At 64.3% G+C, this 22,217-nt stretch carries 10 protein-coding genes, 1 tRNA gene and 1 pseudogene; 6 read left to right on the top strand and 6 right to left on the bottom strand.

Translation table 11 applies throughout. The features are described from left to right. Nucleotides 1-200: 200 nt before the first annotated feature. The 4 genes from ENHY17A_RS06815 (at nucleotide 201) to ENHY17A_RS06800 (ending at nucleotide 10,791) form a co-directional block, all read left to right on the top strand. Nucleotides 201-6,176 (top strand): autotransporter outer membrane beta-barrel domain-containing protein, encoded by a 5,976-nt coding sequence (locus ENHY17A_RS06815; protein ID WP_236547790.1) that lies wholly within the window; start codon nucleotides 201-203, stop codon nucleotides 6,174-6,176. Nucleotides 6,177-6,327: 151 nt separating this feature from the next. Beyond that, complete coding sequence (locus tag ENHY17A_RS06810; protein ID WP_159711275.1) at nucleotides 6,328-7,401, top strand: TIGR03032 family protein; 1,074 nt, start codon at nucleotides 6,328-6,330, stop codon at nucleotides 7,399-7,401. A 263-nt stretch (nucleotides 7,402-7,664) separates the two neighbouring features. After that, a complete protein-coding gene (locus ENHY17A_RS06805; RefSeq protein ID WP_268893990.1) occupies nucleotides 7,665-9,743 on the top strand; it encodes a prolyl oligopeptidase family serine peptidase in 2,079 nt (692 codons plus the stop codon). 130 nt (nucleotides 9,744-9,873) lie between these two features. Further along, entirely contained in the window at nucleotides 9,874-10,791 is a 918-nt protein-coding gene (locus ENHY17A_RS06800) for a DUF808 domain-containing protein (protein WP_159711271.1), read from the top strand. 227 nt (nucleotides 10,792-11,018) lie between these two features. Here the strand turns inward: ENHY17A_RS06800 and ENHY17A_RS06795 are convergent, their stop codons facing one another. From ENHY17A_RS06795 to ENHY17A_RS06785, 3 genes and pseudogenes are all read right to left on the bottom strand, one after another. Further along, nucleotides 11,019-12,242, bottom strand: coding sequence for an NAD(P)/FAD-dependent oxidoreductase (locus ENHY17A_RS06795; RefSeq protein WP_159711269.1), 1,224 nt, complete (start codon nucleotides 12,240-12,242; stop codon nucleotides 11,019-11,021). A gap of 34 nt (nucleotides 12,243-12,276) precedes the next feature. Then, nucleotides 12,277-12,573 (bottom strand): annotated as a pseudogene (locus ENHY17A_RS06790) (acyl-CoA dehydrogenase family protein); the annotation flags it as partial. A 25-nt stretch (nucleotides 12,574-12,598) separates the two neighbouring features. After that, nucleotides 12,599-12,674, bottom strand: a tRNA-Thr gene (locus ENHY17A_RS06785). 181 nt (nucleotides 12,675-12,855) lie between these two features. Between ENHY17A_RS06785 and ENHY17A_RS06780 the strand changes: the two genes are divergently transcribed. Then, nucleotides 12,856-14,139 carry a PAS domain-containing protein gene (locus ENHY17A_RS06780; RefSeq protein WP_159711265.1) on the top strand — a complete coding sequence of 428 codons (1,284 nt, stop codon included), beginning with the start codon at nucleotides 12,856-12,858 and terminating at the stop codon, nucleotides 14,137-14,139. A gap of 112 nt (nucleotides 14,140-14,251) precedes the next feature. Continuing rightward, the gene (locus ENHY17A_RS06775; protein WP_159711263.1) at nucleotides 14,252-18,877 is read left to right on the top strand and encodes an NAD-glutamate dehydrogenase; all 4,626 of its coding nucleotides are present in this window, start codon (nucleotides 14,252-14,254) and stop codon (nucleotides 18,875-18,877) included. Between the two features lie 142 nt (nucleotides 18,878-19,019). Here ENHY17A_RS06775 and ENHY17A_RS06770 read toward each other — a convergent pair whose 3' ends face one another. The 3 genes from ENHY17A_RS06770 to cobS are packed head-to-tail and all read right to left on the bottom strand — an operon-like array spanning nucleotide 19,020 to nucleotide 22,142. Beyond that, the gene (locus ENHY17A_RS06770) at nucleotides 19,020-19,277 is read right to left on the bottom strand and encodes a ribbon-helix-helix domain-containing protein (RefSeq protein WP_159711261.1); all 258 of its coding nucleotides are present in this window, start codon (nucleotides 19,275-19,277) and stop codon (nucleotides 19,020-19,022) included. Next, nucleotides 19,274-21,106: a cobaltochelatase subunit CobT gene (gene cobT, locus ENHY17A_RS06765; RefSeq protein ID WP_159711259.1), complete on the bottom strand. Its 1,833-nt coding sequence runs from the start codon at nucleotides 21,104-21,106 to the stop codon at nucleotides 19,274-19,276. Before cobT ends, ENHY17A_RS06770 begins: the two co-directional genes overlap by 4 nt. 31 nt (nucleotides 21,107-21,137) lie before the next feature. Then, nucleotides 21,138-22,142, bottom strand: a complete 1,005-nt coding sequence (gene cobS, locus ENHY17A_RS06760) for a cobaltochelatase subunit CobS (RefSeq protein ID WP_159711257.1) — start codon at nucleotides 22,140-22,142, stop codon at nucleotides 21,138-21,140. Nucleotides 22,143-22,217: the final 75 nt, after the last annotated feature.

Genomic DNA, 22,217 nt, shown 5'->3' with positions numbered 1-22,217 from the left:
ACATCATGCTCTCCCAACCAGTCCGACCCATGAAATAATTCCGGTAGTGCACCGAATTCGCTGAGTCCGTGTTCAGGTAGTTATACGAATAGGATCGGCCAGCGGATGCACGTAGGTCTCCACATCAAGCCGGGGGGACACTTCCAGGAGACCGGCCAGTTATGAGTTCGACCCAAAAGGGGGTTCGCGTCAGCGCGAGCATGGCGCGTTCGCACGCTGCCAAGACCAATCTTCGCATGGGCACCGCCGTTGCAGGCGCGCTGGCGCTGGGTGCCTTGTTCCCAAGCGCCGCCCTGGCACAGGATGCCTGTGGCGCACCCGCAAACGGCACGGTTACGTGCAGTCCCGACGGCAATCCTTATCCTGACGGCGTCAGCTATGTGGCACCGCCCAGCGATCTGACGATCGTTCTGGAAGACGGCGTGGTCATCGACACGACAGGCGGACTGAACAGCGGCGTGCTGGCGCTTGGCACCGGCGCGAACGCGATCACCGTTTCGGGGGGAACCAATACCTCGATCACGACCAGTGCATCGGGCGCAAACGGCATTTTGAGCGCGACGACGGACGGCGCTCTGACGTTGACCGCGGATCGGGTCACGACGACGGGTGCCAGCGCAAGCGGCGTCTTCGCCAGTTCCGCTACCGGCCTTACCACTGTCAACGCCAACACCGTATCGACCACCGGCGTCAACGCCGACGGCATTTCGGCAAGCACCAACAGCGGCGCGATCGTCGTCGATGCGGGTACGATCACGACCACCGGCAACGGGGCAAAAGGCATCCGCGCGCGCAGCGATGCCGCCGATGTGACGGTCACCGTCGACAGCATCAGCACCAGCGGCAACGCGAGCGGTTTCCTCGATCCCGGCGCGAACGGCATCCTCGCCACCACGGGTGGGGCGGGCGACGTCACCGTCGATGCGGGGTCGATCACGACCATCGGCACGGGCGCGATCGGCATCCGCGCCCAGACCTTCAGCGGCACGGCCAGCGTCACCGCCGACACCGTGACCACCAGCGGCGCGAACGCCAGCGGCATCAGCGTCAATGCGACCGGCGTAACGGGCATGGGCGTGGTCGATGCGGGCACGATCACGACCGGCGGCGCGACCGCGCACGGCATCGTCGCGACGGGACTGGGCGGCGTCGACCTCACGTTCGATGCGATCACCACGACGGGCGCAAATGCGGTTGGCGTGCTGGTTCCCGCGGCGGCACCGTTCCAGGGCATCCGCGCGACACCGACAGTCGTCATCAACGGCGGCGACATTACCACGTCGGGCGTCAATGCCGACGGCATCCGCGCCTTTGCGACCGATACGGCGACGTTCGACCTTACCGGCGACATCACGACGTCGGGCAACGGCGCGCGCGGCATCTTCGCCACCGCGCCCAACGGCATCACGATTACCGGCAATGCCAACGTCACGACGAGCGGCAACAACGCCAATGGTGTCGATGTGTCGAGCACCGCGGGTCCGATCGACCTGACGGTCGGCAACGTCACGACCTCGGGCACCCTATCCGGCGGCGTGCGTGCGATCGGCGGCACCGATTCGGATGTGTCGGTGACCACTGGCAACGTCACCACCACCAACACGGCGGGCAGCAACTATGCGTTCCTCCCCAATTCGACGGCGATCGTCGCGACGGCGCAGGGAACGGGTAACGTCACCGTAGATGCGGGCGACGTTTCAACCGTGGGTCTCGGCGCTGCAGGCGTCAATGCGACCGCCGCGCTCGGCAATGCGTCGGTCACGACCGGCAATGTCAGCACGCTTGGCGACCGCGCCAATGGCGTGACCGCGCAAAGTTCGGGTGGCGATGTTGCCGTCACTACCGGCACGATCTCGACGGTCGGGACCAACTCGGCGGGCGTCTATGCCGTCGCGCGGGGTGGCGGCGTGACCATCGATGCGGATGCGATCACCACCGAAGGCTTCAACGCCCGCGGGATCAACGCGATCGGTGGCGCAGGCGGCGTCGACGTCGGGTTCACTTCGGTGGATGTGGGTGGCACCTTCTCCTCGGGGATTTCTGCGATCTCGACCGGCGGCGATGTCGTCGTCTCGGGTGCGGACATCACCACGACGGGCACCAGCAATTATGCGCTCTATGCCGCTTCGGATGTCGGCAACGTCGATGTGACGACCACGGGTGACGTTTCGTCGACCGGGCGCGGGAGCACGGGCATCTTCGCTCGCTCGGGCACCGGCGACGTGTCGGTCAACGCCAACAACGTGACCGTCGATGCGGCGGACCCTGCCGATACCGACACGACGAGGGGCGCGATCTTCGCACAGGGTACCAACGCCGATGTCGTCGTGACCGGCACGGTTTCGACCACCGGCAGCGCGCTGTACGGCGGCTCGGCGGACGCAGTGACCGTGGTTGCGACCACCGGTGACGCGAACGTCAGCGTCGTCGATGTATCGACCACCGGCACCAACGCCGATGCGGTCGATGTCAGCGCGGTTGCGGGCATTGCGACGCTCGATGCAACGGGCACGATTTCGACCACCGGCAACAATAGCCGCGGCATCGTCATCAACAGCGGACTTGGCACCACCATCACCGGTGGCGGCGACGTGTCCACCACCGGTGACAACGCTTTCGCCGTAACCGCGAACAGCACCGGCGGACCCGTCGATGTGACCGTCGGCGACGTATCGACCGCAGGCGGCAATTCGGACGGCGTATCGGTGCGCACGACCGGCGTGTTCGACGCGACCGTGGTGACCGGCGACGTGACGACCACCGACACGGGCTTCGGTTCGCGCGGCGTTAGCGTTCTTGCGGGCGACGGGGATATCTCGATCACCACGGGTAACGTTTCGACCGCAGGGTTGGGCGCACCCGGCATCTATGCCAGCTCGGCAGGTGGTTTCACGACCATCGACGCAGGAGATGTCTCGACCAGCGGCAGCGGCAACGCCATCCTGGCGCGCGGCGGCCAAGGCGTCGATGTCACGTTTGCCAGTGCCTCGACGGCGGGCAATTATTCGACCGCAGTTTCGGCAATCACGGCCGGGCCGGTGGCGATCAGCGGTGGCGATGTGACCACCACCGGCATGGGTTCGGACGGGATCACCGCGATCTCGTTCGACGACAATGTCGATGTGACGACGACGGGCACGGTGACCACCAGTGGTGACAATGCCCGCGGCATCTTCGCGCAGGCCTATGCCGGGGACACCGTAGTCAGCGTCAACGACGTATCGACAAGCGGTGACAATGCCGATGCCGTCAATTCGACCTCGGCCACCGGCATGGTGACCGTCGATGCGAATGGCGCGATCACCACTTCGGGTGCCAATAGCCGCGGCATATTTGCCCGTGCGGCAACCGATGCGACGATCACGGGTTCGGGATCGGTCTCAACGACCGGCGACGACGCCAATGCGATCGACGTGGCGACCACCGACGGCTCGGTCAGCATCACCCAGGGCGATGTCTCCACCGCAGGCGACCGTTCGCAAGCCGTGCGGGCGATCGCAGGCGGCGCAGGCGATGTTACCATCGATGTGGGGAATGTCAGCACGACGGGCACCGCGCCCGCCAGCTTCTTCTTCCTGCCCAACTCGACCGGGGTATTCGCACGCGCCGGCAGCGGCAACATCGACATTACCACCGGCAACGTATCGACAGTGGCAGGCGGTGCGCGCGGCATCGACGCTCAGGCAACCGGCGATGTCAGTGTCGCTGCGGGCAATGTCTCGACCACCGGGGCAAATGCCAATGGCGTATCGGCGACCAGCTATGGCGGCGACGTCGTGGTTTCGACCGGCACGGTATCGACGACTGGCGATACATCAGCAGGTATCTATGGCGTTGCGCGTAACGGCGCGGTGACGGTCGATGCCAATGGCGCGATCACGACCGCCGGCTTCAATTCGCGCGGGATCAACGTCATCAGCGGTGCGGGTGGTGCCGATGTCGGCTTCACCTCGGTTACGACTTCGGGTGGCTTCTCGAACGGCGTCAATGCCACCTCCAACGGCGGCAATGTCGTCGTGAACGGCGCGAACGTAACCGCATCGGGCACGTCGGCAACGGCGGTCAACGCCAGCAGCAACAGCGGCAATGTGACGGTGACCACCACCGGTAACGTCGCGGCGACCGGGCGTGGCGGTTCGGGCATCGTGGCCAATTCGGGCACCGGCATCGCAACCGTGAACGCGAATAACGTGACCACCGTATCGACGCTGCCAGCCGACCGTCAAACCAGCCGCGCCGGGATCATCGCCACCGGTGCCAGTGCCGTCGTCAACGTCAGCGGTACGGTATCGACCGCTGGCAACGGCCAATATGGCGGCACCGGCACCGGGGTTCAGGTGACCGGCACGGCCGGATCGGCCACCGCCAACGTCAACAATGTCAGCACTACGGGTACGGGCGGTAATGGTGCGCGCGCCGTGGTCGTCACCGCAACCGGTGGCGCGGCCAATGCGACGGTGAACGGTACGGTCTCCACCACGGGGGCCGCGACCAACGCGGTCGTCGCCACGTCGAACCAGGCGGTGAACGTCACCAATCGCGGAACGATTTCTGCGACGGGTGTGGGAAGCAACGGTATCGTCGCGACCTCGGGCACCGGATCGACCATCGTCAATGCAGGCACCCTGTCGGCGGCCAACCTTGCGATCGTCGCTAATGGCGGACCCGCAACGGTCACCAACAGCGGCACGCTGACCGGACGCGTCCAGTTGACCGGCGGTAACGACACGCTCGCCAATAGCGGGCGGTTCGTCCTGACCGGTGATTCGGACTTTGGTGCTGGCACCGACAGCCTGACCAATACCGGCACGATCACCACCGGGCTGACGACGGCGGGCACGGTACGCCTGCTGGGTCTGGAGACGCTGACCAACAGCGGGCTGATCGACCTGCGCAACGGGCGTACCGGCGACATCCTGTCCACATCGGGCAATTATGTCGGGTCGAACGGACGTCTGGGGGTCGATGCCAATCTGACCACCAACCTTGCCGATCGTCTGGTGATCGGTGGCAGCGCCACGGGCAACACCGCGGTGTTCGTCAACCGGCTCGATACCGGACCGATCACGCTGGGGACGAACACCACGATCGTCCAGACCGGCGCGGGATCGCAGGCAGGTGCCTTCACCCTCGATCCGACCCAGATCGACCAGGGCCTGGTTCAGTTGGGGATCGTGTTCGATCCGTCCAATTCGACCTTCAACATCCAGGCGGCACCGGGTGCTGCGGTATTCCGTACCGGCGCATTCGCCGGCGCGGCCCGCAACCTCTGGCTGCAATCGGCGGATGCGTGGGGCGCGCACATGCGCGGGCTTCGCGACAACATCGCGGCGAATGGTCCGGGCGCTTCGGGCGGACGCCTGTGGGCGCAAATGTACGGCCAGAAGGAAGAACTGGACGCGACGCGGGCAATCACCGTTGCCGGGGTCACCACGGTTGAAAATATCGGCACCGACCAGGATTATTTCGGGGGTCAGTTGGGCCTCGACCTGGGTGCACCGGCGGGTGAAGGCGGCTTCGCCTTCGGGGTCACCGGCGGTTACCTGAACTCGACGCTCGGGTTCGACGGGACGGCGGATCGGATCAACTTCGACGTGGTCAACGTCGGTGCCTATGCCAGCTACACCTCTGGCGTGTTCTTCCTGAACGCATTGGGCAAATACGACTATTACTGGGGTGACGTGAACAGCGCCTCGGGCCGCTTTACGACCGACATGAACGGGTCGATCTATGGCGGTAAGGTAGAGGCGGGCGCGCGCATCGGTGGGGCCTTCTGGGTCGAACCGGCAGCAAGCATCGCCTATACCAAGGTCGATATGGACGACTTCGACACCGTGCAGGGCAATTTCCGCTTCGATGCGGACGAGGGTCTGCGCGGCAAGGCGGGCGCACGGGTCGGCTATACCTTCGACTCGGCACCGGGAACGCGGGTTCAGGCCTATGCCGGCGGCAACTACGTCCATGAATTCATGGGTCGTGACCGGGTCGACTTCGTCAGCGGTGGTCAGACGGTCAGCTTCGAAAATGATCGCATCGACGATTATGGCGAAGCGACGGTGGGCGTGAACGTGGGCTCGCAGAGCGGCACGATCAGCGGCTTCATCGAAGGTCGTTATGCCAATGGCGGCGATTACGAAGGCTATGGCGGCCGCGCAGGGTTACGCTTCCGCTTCTAAAAACATCTCTCCCCTGCGCACGTGCAAAACACTTCAAAGGGCCGCATCCGGTACTATGGATGCGGCCCTCCCTTTTGTGGGGGATGCTGGCAATCGCTCGCCGCCTGCGCCACCATCCCGCCCGGTCGGTTCATTTCCTCAAGGAGTTCGCATGTCGGCACCCCAGGCAGCACCCGGAGCCGGTGCGCCAGACGCCAATCAGGTCAGCGCGTCGCGTGGCCTGGCCGATTGGCTGATCTCGAACGGCGTCAGTCTGGCGTTCACATCCTACCAGACCGGTCAGTTATTCACCGTCGGCGTGCTTTCCGACGGCAAGATTTCGGTCAACCAACAGAATTACGCGCGCGCGATGGGCGTATGCGTTCAGGCCGGGCGGCTCTATCTGGGTGCGCTGCATCAGGTCTGGCGGCTGGAAAACATGCTGGCGCCCGGCCAGTTGGGCAATGGCGCGTTCGACGCGGTCTATGTCCCACGCAATGCGCAGACGACGGGCGATGTCGATATCCACGAGCTTGGCATCGACAAGGACGGCCGCGTGATCTTCGTGAACACCAAATATAGCTGCCTGGCGACACTGGACCTGACCCATAGCTTCAAACCCATCTGGAAACCGCCTTTCATCTCAAAACTGGCGGCCGAGGACCGGTGCCACCTGAACGGGCTGGCGATGGAGGACGGGGTGCCGCGCTATGTCACCGCGGTCAGTCGCAGCGATGTGGTGAATGGCTGGCGCGAAAGGCGGCACGAAGGCGGCGTCATCATCGATGTCCCGTCAGGAGAGATCGTCACCGACCGCCTGTCGATGCCGCACAGTCCGTGCATCGCCGAGGACGGCAGTCTATGGGCGCTCGATTCGGGGCGCGGCCAGATCGTGCGCGTCGATCGCGACAGCGGCGCGAAGACCGACATCGCATTCTGCCCCGGTTTCCTGCGCGGCCTGTCGATCCACCGCGGCCACGCGATCGCCACCCTGTCCAAACCGCGCGACGGATCGTTCAAGGAACTGGCGCTCCAGGGCGAACTGGAAAAGCGCGATGCCGAAGCCTGGTGCGGCATCGTGATCGTCAACCTGGTGAGTGGCGATATCGTCGAATGGATTCGCCTGGACGGCGGGATCGAAGAAATGTTCGACGTCGCGGTCATCCCTGGCGTCCGTTGCCCGATGTCGATCGGCATCGACACGATCGAAGCCAAATCGACGATCAGCTTTCCGCCGATAGCATAGACTTGGCGACGACCGCCCTGTTGAATGCGGCAACAATCTATAGGAATTCTCTCGAGACGGCCGGACGCCGTTGATCTCCCGACCTAATCAGATTGGGAGCAGCGGTGCCTTCGGTTCGCAATTTTCTCAACTAGGCTACCGCCCTGCGCACGGCGACTTTCTTTCTCCAGATCAGCGCTCTACGATCGACGTTCTGATGATGGAGACCCATTTTGAAGCGTGTAGCCCTATTCGCCGTCGTATCCGTCTTATCGTTGTCCTCGGTGCCCACCATCGGCAAAGCACAGAACAGCACTTCCGAGAACGCTTCCTTGTCCACCGACGATCCCTTCATCTGGCTTGAGGAGACGCGCAGCGATCGAGCGCTGGCCTGGGTTCGCGCGGAAAACGCGCGGGTCGACCGGACGCTTGCGGACGATCCTCGCTTCGCCCAGCTTCAGGCAGAGGCGCTGACGATCCTGGACGCCAAGGATCGCATTCCGGGGGTCGGCTTCACCCCCTACGGCCTGGTTAATTTCTGGCAGGACGCGGCCAACCCGCGCGGCCTGGTGCGTGTGACGACGCTTGAGAGCTATCGCACCGACGCCCCCACATGGCAGACCATCCTCGACATCGACGCGCTGGCCAAGGCCGAAGGGCGCGAATGGGTCTATCAGGGCATGTCGTGCCTGCCGCCTGCAGGAACGCGGTGCATGGTCGCGCTGTCGGACGGCGGCAAGGACGCGACCGAACTGCGCGAGTTCGATATCACTACGCGCAGCTTCGTGAAGGGCGGCTTCGTCCTTCCCGAAAGCCAGGGCGGCGCGCAGTGGGTCGATGAAAACACGCTGCTCGTCAGCCGCGACTTCGGTGACGGCACGATCACCGAGAGCCAATATCCCTTCACCACCCGCGAATGGAAGCGCGGCACCCCAATCGAGGAAGCGCGCGAAATCTATCGCGGCGATGCGAAGGACGTGTCGTCCGGTGCCGGTCTGCTGCGCGATGCCGCGGGCACGATCCATGGCCGGGTGGCGCGCCGCGGCGTGTCGTTCTTCGAGAGCGAAACCTATCTGTGGCACGCCGACAAGTGGACCAGGCTCGAAATGCCGCTGAAGGCCAGTCTCGGCGGTATCGTCGACGGACGTATCCTGTTTTCGACCGATGTCGAATGGAAGAACGGGGATCAGACCTTCCCGGCGGATTCGATCGTCTCGGCCGATCTCGCAGCATTCAAGGCCGATCCCAATGGTGCGCCCAAGACGCTCGTCTGGAAGCCCGAAGCGCGGCAGACGAAGCGGGGCACCGCGATCACCGGCGATGCGCTCTACGTCAGCCTGCTCGACAATGTGCGGGGCCGGGTGCTGCGGTTCGACTTCGATAACGGCAAATGGGCATCGAAGCCGATTGCCCTTCCGCAGAACGCCACCGTCGGCATCGCGGCGGCCGATGACGATAGCGGCCGGGTGATGTTCACCTCGACCGATTTCCTGACGCCGTCGCAGCTTTATTTCTCGGACGGGGAATCCGCGCCGACCGTCATCAAGACGAGCCCGGCGCGCTTCGACGCAGAGGGGCTGGCGATCTCGCAATTCGAGGCGACCAGCAAGGACGGGGCCAGGATTCCCTATTTCGTCGTGTCGAAAAAGGGCGTCACGCTCGACGGCGGCACGCCGACCTTGCTCTACGGCTATGGCGGTTTCCAGAGCTCGAGCCTGCCCGTCTATTCGGGCACGATCGGCAAGCTCTGGCTCGAGAAGGGCGGCGCCTATGTGCTCGGCAACATGCGCGGCGGCGGTGAGTTCGGGCCGCAGTGGCACCAGAGTGCGATGGGTGCGAACAAGCAACGCACCTGGGACGATTTCATCGCCATCGGCGAGGATGTGGTCGAGCGCGGCCTGACCAGCCCCAGGCGGCTGGGCATCATGGGCGGCAGCCAGGGCGGCCTGCTCGTCGGCACCGCCTTCACCCAACGTCCGGACCTGTTCAACGCCGCGGTGGTCCAGATCCCGCTGTTCGACATGCTGCGCCTGCCTTTCATCGGTCGCGGCGCATCGTGGGTCGGCGAATATGGCGACCCGCGCATTCCCGAACAGCGCGCTTGGATCGAGGCCTATTCGCCTTACCAGAAGCTGGTGAAGGGCGTCGAATTCCCGATGCCGTTCTTCTGGGCAAGCACCGCAGACGATCGCACCCACCCGAGCCATGCGCGAAAGGCGGCGGCGCGGATGAGCGCCAATGGCCAGCCCTATTACTATTACGAAGACATGACCGGCGGCCATTCGGGCGGCGTCGACAATGCCCAGCGCGCCAAATTGCAGGCGCTGCAATATGTCTATCTCATGCAGCGTCTGATGGACTAGGAAAGCGCGGAACACGTTCTCCAACTTGAAACCACTATTACGTCTGCTGTTGGGCTCGCGGATTGCCTCGTCAACAACCGAAGAAACGCGGTCCTGATCGAACGGCGCGGCGTTCGTAGAAAGAAATTGCATGGCTGGTGGTCTGGTAGCGCTACTCGATGATGTGGCGGCATTGGCGCGGTTGGCGGCAGCGTCGGCCGACGATGTTGCTGCCGCAGCAGGCAGGGCTGGAGGCAAGACGGTCGGCGTCGTGATCGATGACGCGGCAGTCACGCCAGGCTATGTCGTCGGCCTGCCGCCCGAACGCGAATTGCCGATCATTGCCAAGATCGCACTCGGCTCGCTCCGCAACAAATTGATCTTCATCCTGCCCGTCGCGTTGCTGCTTAGCGCATTTGCGCCATGGGCGTTGACGCCGATCCTGATGGTTGGCGGCCTCTATCTCTGCTTCGAGGGCGCGGAAAAGATCCTGAAATCGCTGAAGGGCGAAAAGGCGGTCGATGAAGTCGCGACGATCACCGATCCAGCCGCGCTGGAGGCGCGACAGGTCAGCGGCGCGATCCGCACCGACTTCATCCTGTCGGCAGAAATCATGGTGATTACCCTGAACGAGTTGACCGACAACGGATTCGCGACCCAGGCAGCGGTTCTGGCGCTGGTCGGCGTCGTCGTCACGATCGCGGTGTACGGACTGGTCGCGGTCCTCGTGAAAATGGACGATGTCGGGCTGCGCATGATGAAGTCGGGCGGCGGAGCAGCGACGTTCGGTCGCGGGCTGGTGCGCACCATGCCGGTGTTGCTGAAGGCGCTGGCGCTAATCGGTACGGCCGCGATGCTTTGGGTCGGCGGAGGAATCCTGATCCACGGTTTCGCTGAGTTCGGTCTGGCTTTGCCCGAGGTCGCCGTGCATCATGCGGCCGTAGCGATCGGCAGCGGCATCGGTGCTGTGGAGTGGGTCGTCACCGCGATCGGCGCAGGCATTGTCGGGGTTATCGCGGGCATGATCGTGGCAGGGCTCCTTCACCTCAAACCCGGCGCAAAGCACTGACACGGCGAAGCTGTGTTGAAACGGCCAAGACCGCTGGTATGGAAAGCAGGATCGAGCAATGGTGGATCGGAAGACGTTCCCGCTGGATCAAATCCTCACACCTTGACGCGGAATCCGTTTGTCCGCCGCTGGACCGGACGATCGACGGGCTTCATGTGCCCGCGAAGACAGTCTTGGTTGCGTTGCGCCGTGACTGCTGCGTCGATCTGGAAATCAACTGATAAATGTTACGCCGTCAACGCTTTGAGCGGCAGATTTTCGTCGCGCAATTGGTCAAGCGAAGGCGAAAGCGCATCGACTACCAGTCTTCGGCCCTGCACATAATCCCGGGTGGCATTGACGCAGTCGAGCGCAATTACCCTTCCCTGCTTTAGATAGATTACCGAAAAGCTGCGGCGAGCTGGATTTCCCCGCAGCACTACCGCGTCATACCCGGCAGACAGGCCAACGGTCTGCAATTTCAAATCATACTGGTTCGACCAGAACCAAGGTACGGCATCGTATTTTGCGTCGTGCCCAGCGATCGTCTTGGCGGCTACTGCCGCCTGATCATGTGCGTTCTGCACCGATTCGACCCGGACTGACATTCCGCCTGCGAAGGCGTTGGCATGAAGCGCGCAGTCGCCGATCGCGAAAATATCGGGCAGCGAAGTCCGGCACTGCGCATCCACCGCAATGCCGTTGCCGCCAATCGCTCCTACCGCGATCAATGGCTCCACCGCCGGTACGATTCCGATACCGACGATGACCATGTCGGCGGCGAGGACGCTGCCATTGATCAAACGGACTCCGGTGACCCGGTCATCGCCCTCGATGCAATCGACCGCGACGCCGAGGCGGAGATCCACCCCGTGCGCACGGTGTTCGACTTCGTAGAAACGTGACAGTGGCTCACCCGCTACGCGTGCCAGCACGCGATCCTGCGCTTCCAATAACGTCACCGACTTACCCAATCTGGTGAGAACCGCGGCAGCCTCCAGGCCGATATAGCCGCCGCCGATCACCACGACGCGTTCGACCTGCGTCAACTCGTCCATCATGCGATCAACGTCTGCTCGCGTGCGAACCGTGTGGACACCACGCAGATCGTTGCCCGCGCAGCCCAAGCGCCTTGCGGTTCCGCCTGCCGCCCAGATCAGGTGACCATACCCAATCGAGATGTTGTCGGCCGTAGCGATCTCATGAGCTTCCGGATCGATCGCGACGACGCGGCGACCCAGCAGCATTTCGACACCGCGTTCCCTCCAGAAGCTTTCCGGACGGATCAGCAGGCGATCGAAAACCTTATCCCCGGCCAGATAGTCCTTTGACAATGGCGGGCGTTCATAGGGCAGGTCGGGTTCGTCACCAACGATTGCAATCGACCCTTCGAAGCCCAGTTGGCGCAACGCGATTGCGGCTTGCGCCCCGCCATGCCCGGCACCGACGATCACCACGTCGTACTGGTTCATCACCGATACGCCCCTTCCTTGCTCAACCTTCCGGTTATAGTGAACGCCCGATCAATTCCTTCATGATTTCGGACGTCCCGCCATAGATGCGGCGGACGCGGGCGTCACGCCAGATGCGGGCGATGGGATATTCATTCATATAGCTCGCACCGCCGTGCAATTGCATGGCAGCGTCGCACACCCGCCACTGGGTTTCGGTATGCCACAATTTGGTCGAGGCCGCCTCCTGCACGGTCAGCTCGCCCGCTACATGCCGCCCGATCGCCCAATCCAATAGCAAACGCCGTTCGCCCGCGCGCCGCCGGGCGGCCATCCAGAGCAGATTGCACCGATGAAGCCGTACTTCTGCTCGGGAGTGGTGCCGCTTACAGGACTCGAACCTGTGACCCCCGCATTACGAATGCGATGCTCTACCAACTGAGCTAAAGCGGCCCGGCTCCCGCAAAGGGGAGCAATCGAGGACGCGGCGATTAGCAGCGCGGCCGGGCGGCTGCAAGCGGCTTTGCGTGTTCGCGCCGAGACGAACCGGTGCTTTACGCGGTGTTTACCAAATTGGGGGCACAAGTCGGGTCTGACCGACGGCAATTCATGTGCCGTCGCCCGAGGAGTGACTATGGATACCGCGCGCGGGCTCGACGAGCGAATCGATGGGGATGACGATCATGCGACCGATGGCGCGGTGAGCGACGACGGGCTGAATATCGGCACCGACGAGCGGCGGATGCATGTTCGCGCCTATAATTATTGGGTGTCGCTGCTCGGCGACCGGCCTTATCCGGCGATCCAGGATCTCGATCCGTCCAGCTTGGCCGATTTTGGCCCAAATTCGGTTTTGCTCGATTTCTCCGAAGGCGTTGAAAATCCCGGCATCCGCTTTCTAGGGGCAGCGCTACGCGGCGAGTGCGGAATCGACCAGTCGATCGCGGGTATCGCCGACGTACCGCCGCGGTCGTTGTTGTCGCGACTGACCGATCATTATCTGCAGATCATCGCCAACCGCGCGCCAATCGGGTTCGAGGCCGAATTCGTCAGCCAGCGCGGGCACAACACCTTTTATCGCGGCATCCTGATGCCGTTCTCGTCCTCGGGCGAGGAAATCGATTTCATCTATGGCGTCATCAACTGGAAAGAGATGGTCGATGCCGAGACTCAGGCAAAGCTGAACGCCGAACTGGATGCCGCACGCCGCACCGCGCCGCCGCGCACCCAGACGGCGCCGGTATGGGCCGATGGTCCCAGCGGCGGTTTCGAAGCGCCGCCGGTCCCCGAACCTTCGGTCGAGCGCGTGGCGCCGATCGATGCATCGGTCGCGGCGAACCTTGCCGACAGCCTGATGATGGCCCGCGAAAGCGCCGCTGCCGTTCGCGCCAGCGACGTGCGTTCGCGCGCCGCTTTGTACCGGGCGCTGGGACGAGCGCATGACTTTGGGCTCGCGGCCGAGGCCGATCCATTGGGCTATGCGACATTGCTGCTCGATGCAGGGCTGAAGGTTCAGCCGCGCGCGCAGACGACGCCGGTGGTCAAACTCGTCTTCGGCCTCGACTATGACAAGACTCGCGTGACCGAATTCGCCGCGGTGCTGGCCCATGCCCGCCGCCACGACGTAGGCAGCGGCGAACTCGCCGACTTTCTCGAACGCCAGGACGGCGGGATCAAGGCGGTGGTCAAGGCCGAGCGCGATGCCAAACGTCCGGCCAAGCGCCCCGACAGCTATGAAACCGCCGCGATCCGTTTGCGCGGGGCGGCATCGATGGCACAGGTCGCAATCGACGCGGGCGATGCCGAATTCGTGCTGCTGGTGGCACGCGCCGGACTGAACGGGATGCTCGACATCGTCGCGCGTGTGGACGATGCCGACAAGCTGACCGAACAGGTGGTCCGCCGCGTCGTGAAATAAGCGTGCGCGGGACACGGCATGGCTTGACCGAAAGCTGCAAACACGCGGCCTAAGTGCCTTCGCAGGTGCGAGAAGTCTTGAGGCTTCTCGCGGGCGGGCGTAGGCGCGTGACATGACGACACAAAAGAACAAGTCGCTGGAATTCGCCTTTGAGGATCGCTTCGTCGAGGGCGCACTTCCGCAGGAATTGGAGGGGTTCGACAAGGCCCGGCAGGCAGAGGCTGCCGCGTTCGTCGCGGCAACCGGACAACAGCGCAAGGCCGATACGCCGGTGCTCGCGCTCGAATCGGTGTCCTCCGATGACGAGATGCGCCGGATGCGGCTGGCGGTCGTCAACGACGACATGCCGTTCCTGGTCGATTCGATCGCGGCCACCATCGGCGCGCACGGCATCGCGATCGACCGGATCATCCACCCCGTCATCGCCACGACCCGCGATGCAAAGGGCAAGCTGACCGCGATCGGCAAGGGCAGCCCTGAATCCTTCGTCTATATCGAAATGGACAGGGTCGACGCCAAGGAGCGTCGCGAACTCGAAGCCCAGATCGCCCGCAACCTGACGCATGTGCGCCATGCGGTGAACGACTGGCCTGCGCTCCAGGCCGCCCTTCGCGCCGATGCCGACCGCGTCGCCGATGAGGAACAAACCGATCTGCTGCGCTGGTTCCTCGACCGCAACCTGACGCTGATCGGACACGAACACTGGGACCGCGCGAGCGGCAAGGCATCAAACGAGCTGGGGCTGGCGCGCGAGGCGCTCGACGTGCCGCTGCTTGCGGAAGCGTCGCGCGAAATGGCGGCGGACTGGTTCGACCGGCATCCCAAGGAAGATGTCCTGCTGCTCAAGTCGAACTGCATTTCGACCGTGCATCGCCGCGCCCCGCTCGATCTGGTGCTGGTGCCGGTGCGGACGGGCAAGAAGGTCACCGCGATTTCGATCCATGCCGGTTTGTGGACCAGCGCGGCGCTCAACGCGTCGCCGCAGGATGTGCCGTTGCTGCGCACCCGGCTGGCCGCGCTGCAGAAGAAATTCGGCTTCGATCCCAAGGGCCATACCGGCAAGGCGCTGGCGCACGCGCTGACCGCCCTGCCCCACGATTTGACCACCGGGTTTCAGCCCGATGCGGTCGAATCGCTGGCGCTGACCACCATGTCGATCACCGATCGGCCGCGTTCCAAACTGGTGCTGATCCGCAGCCCCCTGGGGCGGCATTTGTTCGCCTTCGTTTGGCTGCCACGCGACGAGGTATCGACCGGACGCCGCATGGCGATCGGCGACATGCTGGCGGAGGCGGCCAACGCCAATCAGTTGAGCTGGTCGATCTATCTGGGCGACGGCGAGGTCGCGCAGTTGCGCTACACGCTCGATCTGCGCGGTGCCGGGCGGATGCCCGACCCGAAGGAACTGGATCAGCGGCTGGTGCGGATGATGCGCGGCTGGCTGCCCGCGGTCGAGGCCGCGTTGTTCGACCATGTGGGCAATCGCGCCGGTCGGCTTGCGCTGACCTATGCCAACGCCTTTCCGGCCAATTACCGCAACAGCCACGGCGCGGACGAAGCGGCGCTCGACATCGTCAAGATCGCCGATCTGGGCGACGACAACCCGCGCGCGGTCCGGATCATCCCGCACGCCAAGGGCGACGACAGCTTGCGGATCAAGCTCTACCGGCTGGGCGAACCCATCCCGCTGTCCGAAGCAGTGCCGGTGTTCGAGAATTTCGGCTTTCACGTGATCGAGGAGATCCCGACTCATCTGGGCGGCGACCACGACGCCTATATCCATGATTTCAAGGTCGCGATGGAAATGGGCGGCGACGTGCCGAACGTCGATATCTCCGTTGCCGAGGAAGCGATCGACGCGGTGCTTGAGGGTCGCGCGGAAAACGACGCGTTCAACCGGCTGATCGTCGAAGCGGGGATGACCCCCGACGCCGTCGTGCTGTTCCGCGCCTGGTTCCGCTATCTGCGCCAGACCGGCCTTGCCTACGGGCTGGGCACGGTGGTCGAGGCGCTGCGGCGTGCGCCCAAAGTAGCAAACGCGCTGATCGAGCGGTTCCGCGCCTATCACGATCCGGCGCGAGGTCAGGACGACGCCGCGATCGACGCTGCGACGCGGGCGATCGACACCGGCCTGGAAGGCGTATCGGCGATCGACGACGACCGCATCCTGCGCTCAATGCGCGGGGTGGTGATGGCGACGCTGCGCACCAACGCGTTTGCGCCCGCCGCGCGCGAGGCGCTGGCGTTCAAGTTCGATTCGGCGCGCGTCCCCTATCTTCCCCAGCCGCTGCCGTGGCGCGAAATCTTCGTCTATTCGCCGCGGGTCGAGGGCATCCACCTGCGTGCCGGACCTGTCGCGCGTGGGGGCCTGCGCTGGTCGGACCGGCGCGACGATTTCCGCACCGAAATCCTGGGCCTGATGAAGGCGCAGCGGGTCAAGAACGCCGTGATCGTGCCGACGGGTGCCAAGGGCGGCTTCTATCCCAAACAGCTCCCCAGTCCGGCCACCAACCGCGATGCCTGGTTCGAGGAAGGCAAGGAAAGCTACCGCATCTTCATCCGCTCGCTGCTGTCGATCACCGACAACATCGTCGATGGCGCGGTGGTGCATCCCGACGTTGTCGTCATCCATGACGGCCAAGACCCCTATTTCGTGGTTGCCGCCGACAAGGGCACCGCGACCTTCTCCGACGTGGCCAATGCCATTGCCGAGGAACGCGGCTTCTGGCTGGGCGATGCCTTCGCCAGCGGCGGCTCCAATGGCTACGATCACAAAGCTATGGGCATCACCGCCAAGGGCGCGTGGGTTTCCGTTCAGCGCCACTTCCTTGAGCAGGGCGTCGATGTTCAGACCGACCCGATCGATGTCGTCGGATGCGGTGACATGTCGGGCGACGTGTTCGGCAACGGGATGCTGCTGTCGAAGGCGATCCGGCTGAAGGCGGCATTCGACCATCGCCACATCTTCTTCGATCCCGATCCCGACCCGGCGGCAAGCTGGGACGAGCGCGCGCGGATGTTCGAGCTGCCGCGATCGAGCTGGGAGGATTACGACAAGAAGCTGATTTCCAAGGGCGGCGGCGTGTTCGCGCGGTCGGAAAAGAGCATCAAGCTGTCGAAGCAGGTCAAGGAATTGCTGGGCGTCGAAGACGATGCGCTGGAGCCCGCGCAGGTTATCTCCGCCATCCTCAAGGCGCCGGTCGACCTGATCTGGTTCGGGGGCATCGGCACTTATGTAAAGGCAGCGTCCGAGGGCCATGTCGATGTCGGCGATCCCGCAAACGATCGCACCCGCGTCAACGCCGAACAACTCCGCGCCAAGGCGATCGGCGAAGGCGCGAATTTGGGCGTAACCCAGGCCGCGCGCATCGCGTTTGCAATGAATGGCGGGCGGATCAACACCGATTTCATCGACAATTCGGCCGGGGTCGATTGCTCGGACAATGAGGTCAACATCAAGATCGCGCTCAACCGCGAGGTCAAGGAAGGGCGGCTGGCGCAGGCCAAGCGCGACAGTTTCCTTGAGACGATGACCGACGATGTCTCGCATCTCGTACTAGAGGATAACCGCCTCCAGACGCTGGGCCTGTCGTTCATGGAGAATGACGGCGCGGTCGCGGTGCCAAGCTATGTCCGCGTGATCGAGATCATGGAAAGCGCCGGGCGGCTGGACCGGGCGGTCGAGGGCCTCGCATCCAACGAGGATTTCCTGCGGCGCGCGCAGGACGGCAACGGGCTGACGCGGCCCGAACTGGCGGTACTTCTGGCGTCGGCGAAACTCGCGCTTCAGGACGCGATCGAGAATGCGGACTTGTGCCGCGACCCCGATCTCGAACCCGATCTGATGGCGGCCTTTCCCAAGCCGATGCAGAAGAAGTTCGCGGATGCGATCCGCGACCACCGCCTGCGCGGAGAGATCGTCGCGACCAAGCTCGCCAACCGGATCATCAATCGGCTGGGCGTGCTTCATCCGTTCGAGCTGGCGGAAGAAGAAGGTGCTGCGATGAGCGACAGCGCGGCGATGTTCGTCGTCGCCGAGCGACTGTTCGGACTGCCCGCACTGTGGGAAGAAATCGAGACTGCGGATATTCCGGAAGCGGCGCGGATCGCGCTGTTCGAGGAAGTGGCCGTGGCGACGCGCTCGCAAATGGCGGACCTGTTACGGGTCTGCCCGCCGGGCACCGGGCCGGGTGAAGTGGTCGCGCGGCTGGAGCCGGGCATCGCTAGCCTCGACAAGCAAACGCGTGCATTGCTGCTTGAGGAAGCCAAGGCGCAATCGGCGCGCATCTCCGAACGGCTGGAAGGTGCAGGCGCCCCCAAGGCACTGGTGCGCAAAGTGGTGCGCGTGTTCGAACTCGACGGCGCGGTCGGGCTAGCCGATCTGGGTCAGCGGATGGGGCTGGACGAAGCGGTGCTGACACGGGCGTTCACCCATCTGGGTCACGCATTGGGGCTCGACTGGGCGCAGGCCAACGCCGCGCGGGTGACCGCGGGCGACCCATGGGAGCGGCTGTTGATCGCAGGCCTTGCGCGCGATTTCCAGCAACTGCGCTTCGAATTCCTGTCGCGCGTGGGAAAGAAAGACCCGCAGGCGGCGGTCGAGGCATGGCTCGACAAGAATCGCGCGCGGGTGGAGCAATTTGCCGGGCTGATCGCACGGGCGCGAAAAGCCCCTGCGCCGAACGCGGCAATGCTGGCGCAGATTGCCGGGCAGGCAAGAGTGCTGCTGGGACGGTAAGGGGGGCAGATGGGCGTCCAGCTCACTTGCCCCCTTCGTCATGCCAGCGAAGGCTGGCATATCAGGCAGATCTTGCACAACGCTTGCATCCCCGCCGCCTGATACCCCAGCTTTTGCTGGGGTGACGGATTAAGAGCGGGGGTCAGTCACCCGACCCAACCTGCGCGAACAGCCATGACCGTATCGCGCTCGCCAGATTGGGCGGTTCGTCGGCGGCGATCCGCGCCACGTCGATCCGTGCGATCAGAGCATTGAGCGGCAGTTCGCGCACCGCCGCCTCTGCCTCCAGCGCCGCCCAAAACCCCGGTTCGAGACTGATTGAAGTCTGGTGCCCGGCGATCGTCACCGATCGTTTCACCGGCCCCACGAACCCGCCAGGCGGCGGCGTCACATCGCTCACTTGGCGTCGTCGAACAGCCCGGCGAGCTGTTCGATCATCGTCCCCGCCAGTTGCTCGGCATCCATGATCGTCACCGCGCGCGAATAGTAACGCGTCACGTCGTGCCCGATGCCAATCGCGACGAGCTGCACCGGCGACCGGCTTTCGATCCAGCCGATCACTTGTCGAAGATGGCGTTCGAGATAGCTGCCCGAATTGACGCTGAGCGTGGAATCGTCGACCGGCGCGCCGTCCGAAATCACCATCAGGATCTTGCGATCCTCGGGCCGGTGCATCAGCCGGTCGTGCGCCCAGACCAGCGCCTCGCCGTCGATATTCTCCTTGAGCAGCCCTTCGCGCATCATCAGCCCGAGCGCCTTCTTGGCGCGCCGCCACGGCTCGTCGGCCTGTTTATAGACGATGTGGCGCACGTCGTTCAGCCGACCCGGCTGGGGTGGCCTGCCATCGGCCAGCCACGCCTCGCGCGCCTGCCCGCCCTTCCACGCGCGGGTGGTGAAGCCCAGGATCTCGGTCTTGACCCCGACCCGCTCCAGGGTACGCGCAAGGATATCGGCGCTGATCGCTGCGATCGAAATCGGGCGGCCGCGCATCGACCCGGAATTGTCGATCAACAGCGTGACGACGGTGTCGCGGAAATCGGTGTCGCGCTCGACCTTGTAGCTGAGCGATTGCCCCGGCGCGACGATTACCCGCGCCAGCCGCGCGGCGTCGAGCAGCCCTTCTTCCTGATCGAAGTCCCAGGCGCGGTTCTGCTGCGCCATCAACCGGCGTTGCAGGCGGTTGGCAAGCTTGGTCACCACGCCCTGCAACTGCACGAGCTGTTGGTCGAGATAGGCGCGCAACCGGTCGAGTTCGTCGGCATCGCAGAGTTCGGTCGCGGCGATCACCTCGTCGAACTTGGTGGTGTAGGCACCGTAATCGAACTGCGGCGTCAGGTCCGACCAGGGGCGGTTCGGGCGGACGGGCAGCATCCCCTCCTGTCCCTCGGCATCGCCCTCCGCGCCGTCGCCATCGTCCATCGAGTCGTCGGGATTTTCTTCGCCGTCTTCTCCCTGCTCGTCGCTCTCGCGGTCCTCGCCGCGCGCGTCGATCTCGCCCTGTCCCTGCTCGCCGTCGTCCTCATCGTCGCCCGCATCGTCCTCGGCATCGTCGGTGCCTTCATCCTCGGCCCCGCCTTCGTCGGCTTCGTCGGGTATCTGGTCGCCTTCGACGAGTTCGAGGTCTTCGAGGAGCGTGGTGACCAGCTTCGCGAAACTCGCCTGATCGTCGATCGTCAGCGCCAGCGCGTCGAGTTCGGCCCCCGCCTTTTCCTCGATCCACGGCGCGACCATCGCCAGTGCGTCGGCAGCGCTGTCGGGGATCGGCTTGCCCGTCAGCCGCTCACGCACCATCAACTGGACGGCGGTCGCCAGCGGCACCTCGTCGCGCGTGCGCGCCCGCGCGATCGGATCGGAGCGCAGCTTGAGCGCCAAAGATCGGTCGAGATTATCGGCGATCCCGGCATAGCCGCGCGATCCAAGCGCCTCGACCCGTGCTGTCTCGACCGCATCGAAGACGGACCGCGCGACCGCCTCCTTGGGCGCATTCTTGGCGTGGAGCGCGACATTGTGATGCCGCAGCCGCAGCGCGAAGCCATCGGCAAACCCCCGCGCTTCCGCCACCTGATCCGCAGGCAACGTCCGCGCGGGCATCGGCACCTTGATATGCTTGCCCGACTGCACCGGCGCGTCGGCGGTGAAGGCAAGCTCGACCTCGGCCTCCAGAGACAACGCACGCGCGGTGCCGCCCAAGACGGATTTGAACCGGTCGAGGGGCGTTTCGGCTGCCATCAGCGTGCCCCAGCAGGATTGGGGCGAAAGGTCACGCCTTCCCCACCACGCTTTCGGGCAAGTCCTTGCCGAACACGCGCTGGTAGTATTCGGCGACCAGAGCGCGTTCGGCTTCGTCACACTTGTTCAGGAACGACAGGCGGAAGGCGAAGCCGACATCGCCGAAGATCAGCGCGTTCTGCGCCCAGGTGATGACGGTGCGCGGGCTCATCACGGTGGAGATGTCGCCGTTGACGAAGCCCTTTCGCGTCAGGTCGGCGACGCGAACCATGTTGTCGACCGTCTCCTTGCCGCCGGGCTTGTCGTATTCACCCGATTTGGCGAGCACGATCTGCGCTTCGGTGGCGGCAGGCAAATAGTTGAGCGTGACGACGATGTTCCAGCGGTCCATCTGGCCCTGGTTGATCTGCTGCGTGCCATGATACAGCCCGCTGGTATCGCCCAGACCGACGGTGTTGGCCGTCGCGAAAAGCCGGAAATGAGGGTTCGGACGGATCACGCGATTCTGATCGAGCAGTGTCAGCTTGCCCTCGGTCTCCAGCACGCGCTGGATCACGAACATCACGTCGGGTCGGCCCGCGTCATATTCGTCGAACACCAAAGCCGTCGGCGTCTGAAGCGCCCAGGGAAGCAGGCCTTCGCGGAACTCGGTCACCTGCTGGCCCTCGCGCAGCACGATCGCGTCGCGACCGATCAAGTCGATGCGGCTGATATGCGCGTCGAGGTTGATGCGGATGCACGGCCATTTTAGGCGGGCGGCGACCTGTTCGATATGCGTCGATTTGCCGGTGCCGTGATAGCCCTGGACCATCACACGGCGATTATGCGCGAACCCGGCCAGCACCGCGAGCGTGGTGTCGGGATCGAACACATAAGCGGGGTCGAGGTCGGGGACGCGTTCGTCCACCTCGCTGAACGCGGGGCATTCCATGTCGCTGTCGATCCCGAACAACTCGCGCACCTTCACCATCTTGTCCGGCGCGTCGAGGATCGTCGTCTCGCGGCTGTCGGGCTGGGTGTTGGGGATGTCGGTCATGGCATTCGCGCTTTCGGGAGGCAGAGTCGGGTTCTCCTAACGCGCGAGACCCCGCAAAGTCGAGCGCAGTGCCCC

The organism is Sphingomonas sp. AX6 (assembly GCF_902506605.1).
Lineage (GTDB): Bacteria > Pseudomonadota > Alphaproteobacteria > Sphingomonadales > Sphingomonadaceae > Sphingomonas.
This window is presented reverse-complemented; position numbering and strand designations above follow the sequence as displayed.

Bases quoted from the DNA above. Each gene is read 5' to 3' on its own strand.
- cobS (WP_159711257.1), bottom strand. From the start codon at position 22,142: ATGACCGACATCCCCAACACCCAGCCCGACAGCCGCGAGACGACGATC.
- ENHY17A_RS06780 (WP_159711265.1), top strand. From the start codon at position 12,856: ATGGATACCGCGCGCGGGCTCGACGAGCGAATCGATGGGGATGACGAT.
- ENHY17A_RS06800 (WP_159711271.1), top strand. From the start codon at position 9,874: ATGGCTGGTGGTCTGGTAGCGCTACTCGATGATGTGGCGGCATTGGCG.
- ENHY17A_RS06775 (WP_159711263.1), top strand. From the start codon at position 14,252: ATGACGACACAAAAGAACAAGTCGCTGGAATTCGCCTTTGAGGATCGC.
- ENHY17A_RS06810 (WP_159711275.1), top strand. From the start codon at position 6,328: ATGTCGGCACCCCAGGCAGCACCCGGAGCCGGTGCGCCAGACGCCAAT.
- ENHY17A_RS06815 (WP_236547790.1), top strand. From the start codon at position 201: ATGGCGCGTTCGCACGCTGCCAAGACCAATCTTCGCATGGGCACCGCC.
- ENHY17A_RS06795 (WP_159711269.1), bottom strand. From the start codon at position 12,242: ATGAACCAGTACGACGTGGTGATCGTCGGTGCCGGGCATGGCGGGGCG.
- cobT (WP_159711259.1), bottom strand. From the start codon at position 21,106: ATGGCAGCCGAAACGCCCCTCGACCGGTTCAAATCCGTCTTGGGCGGC.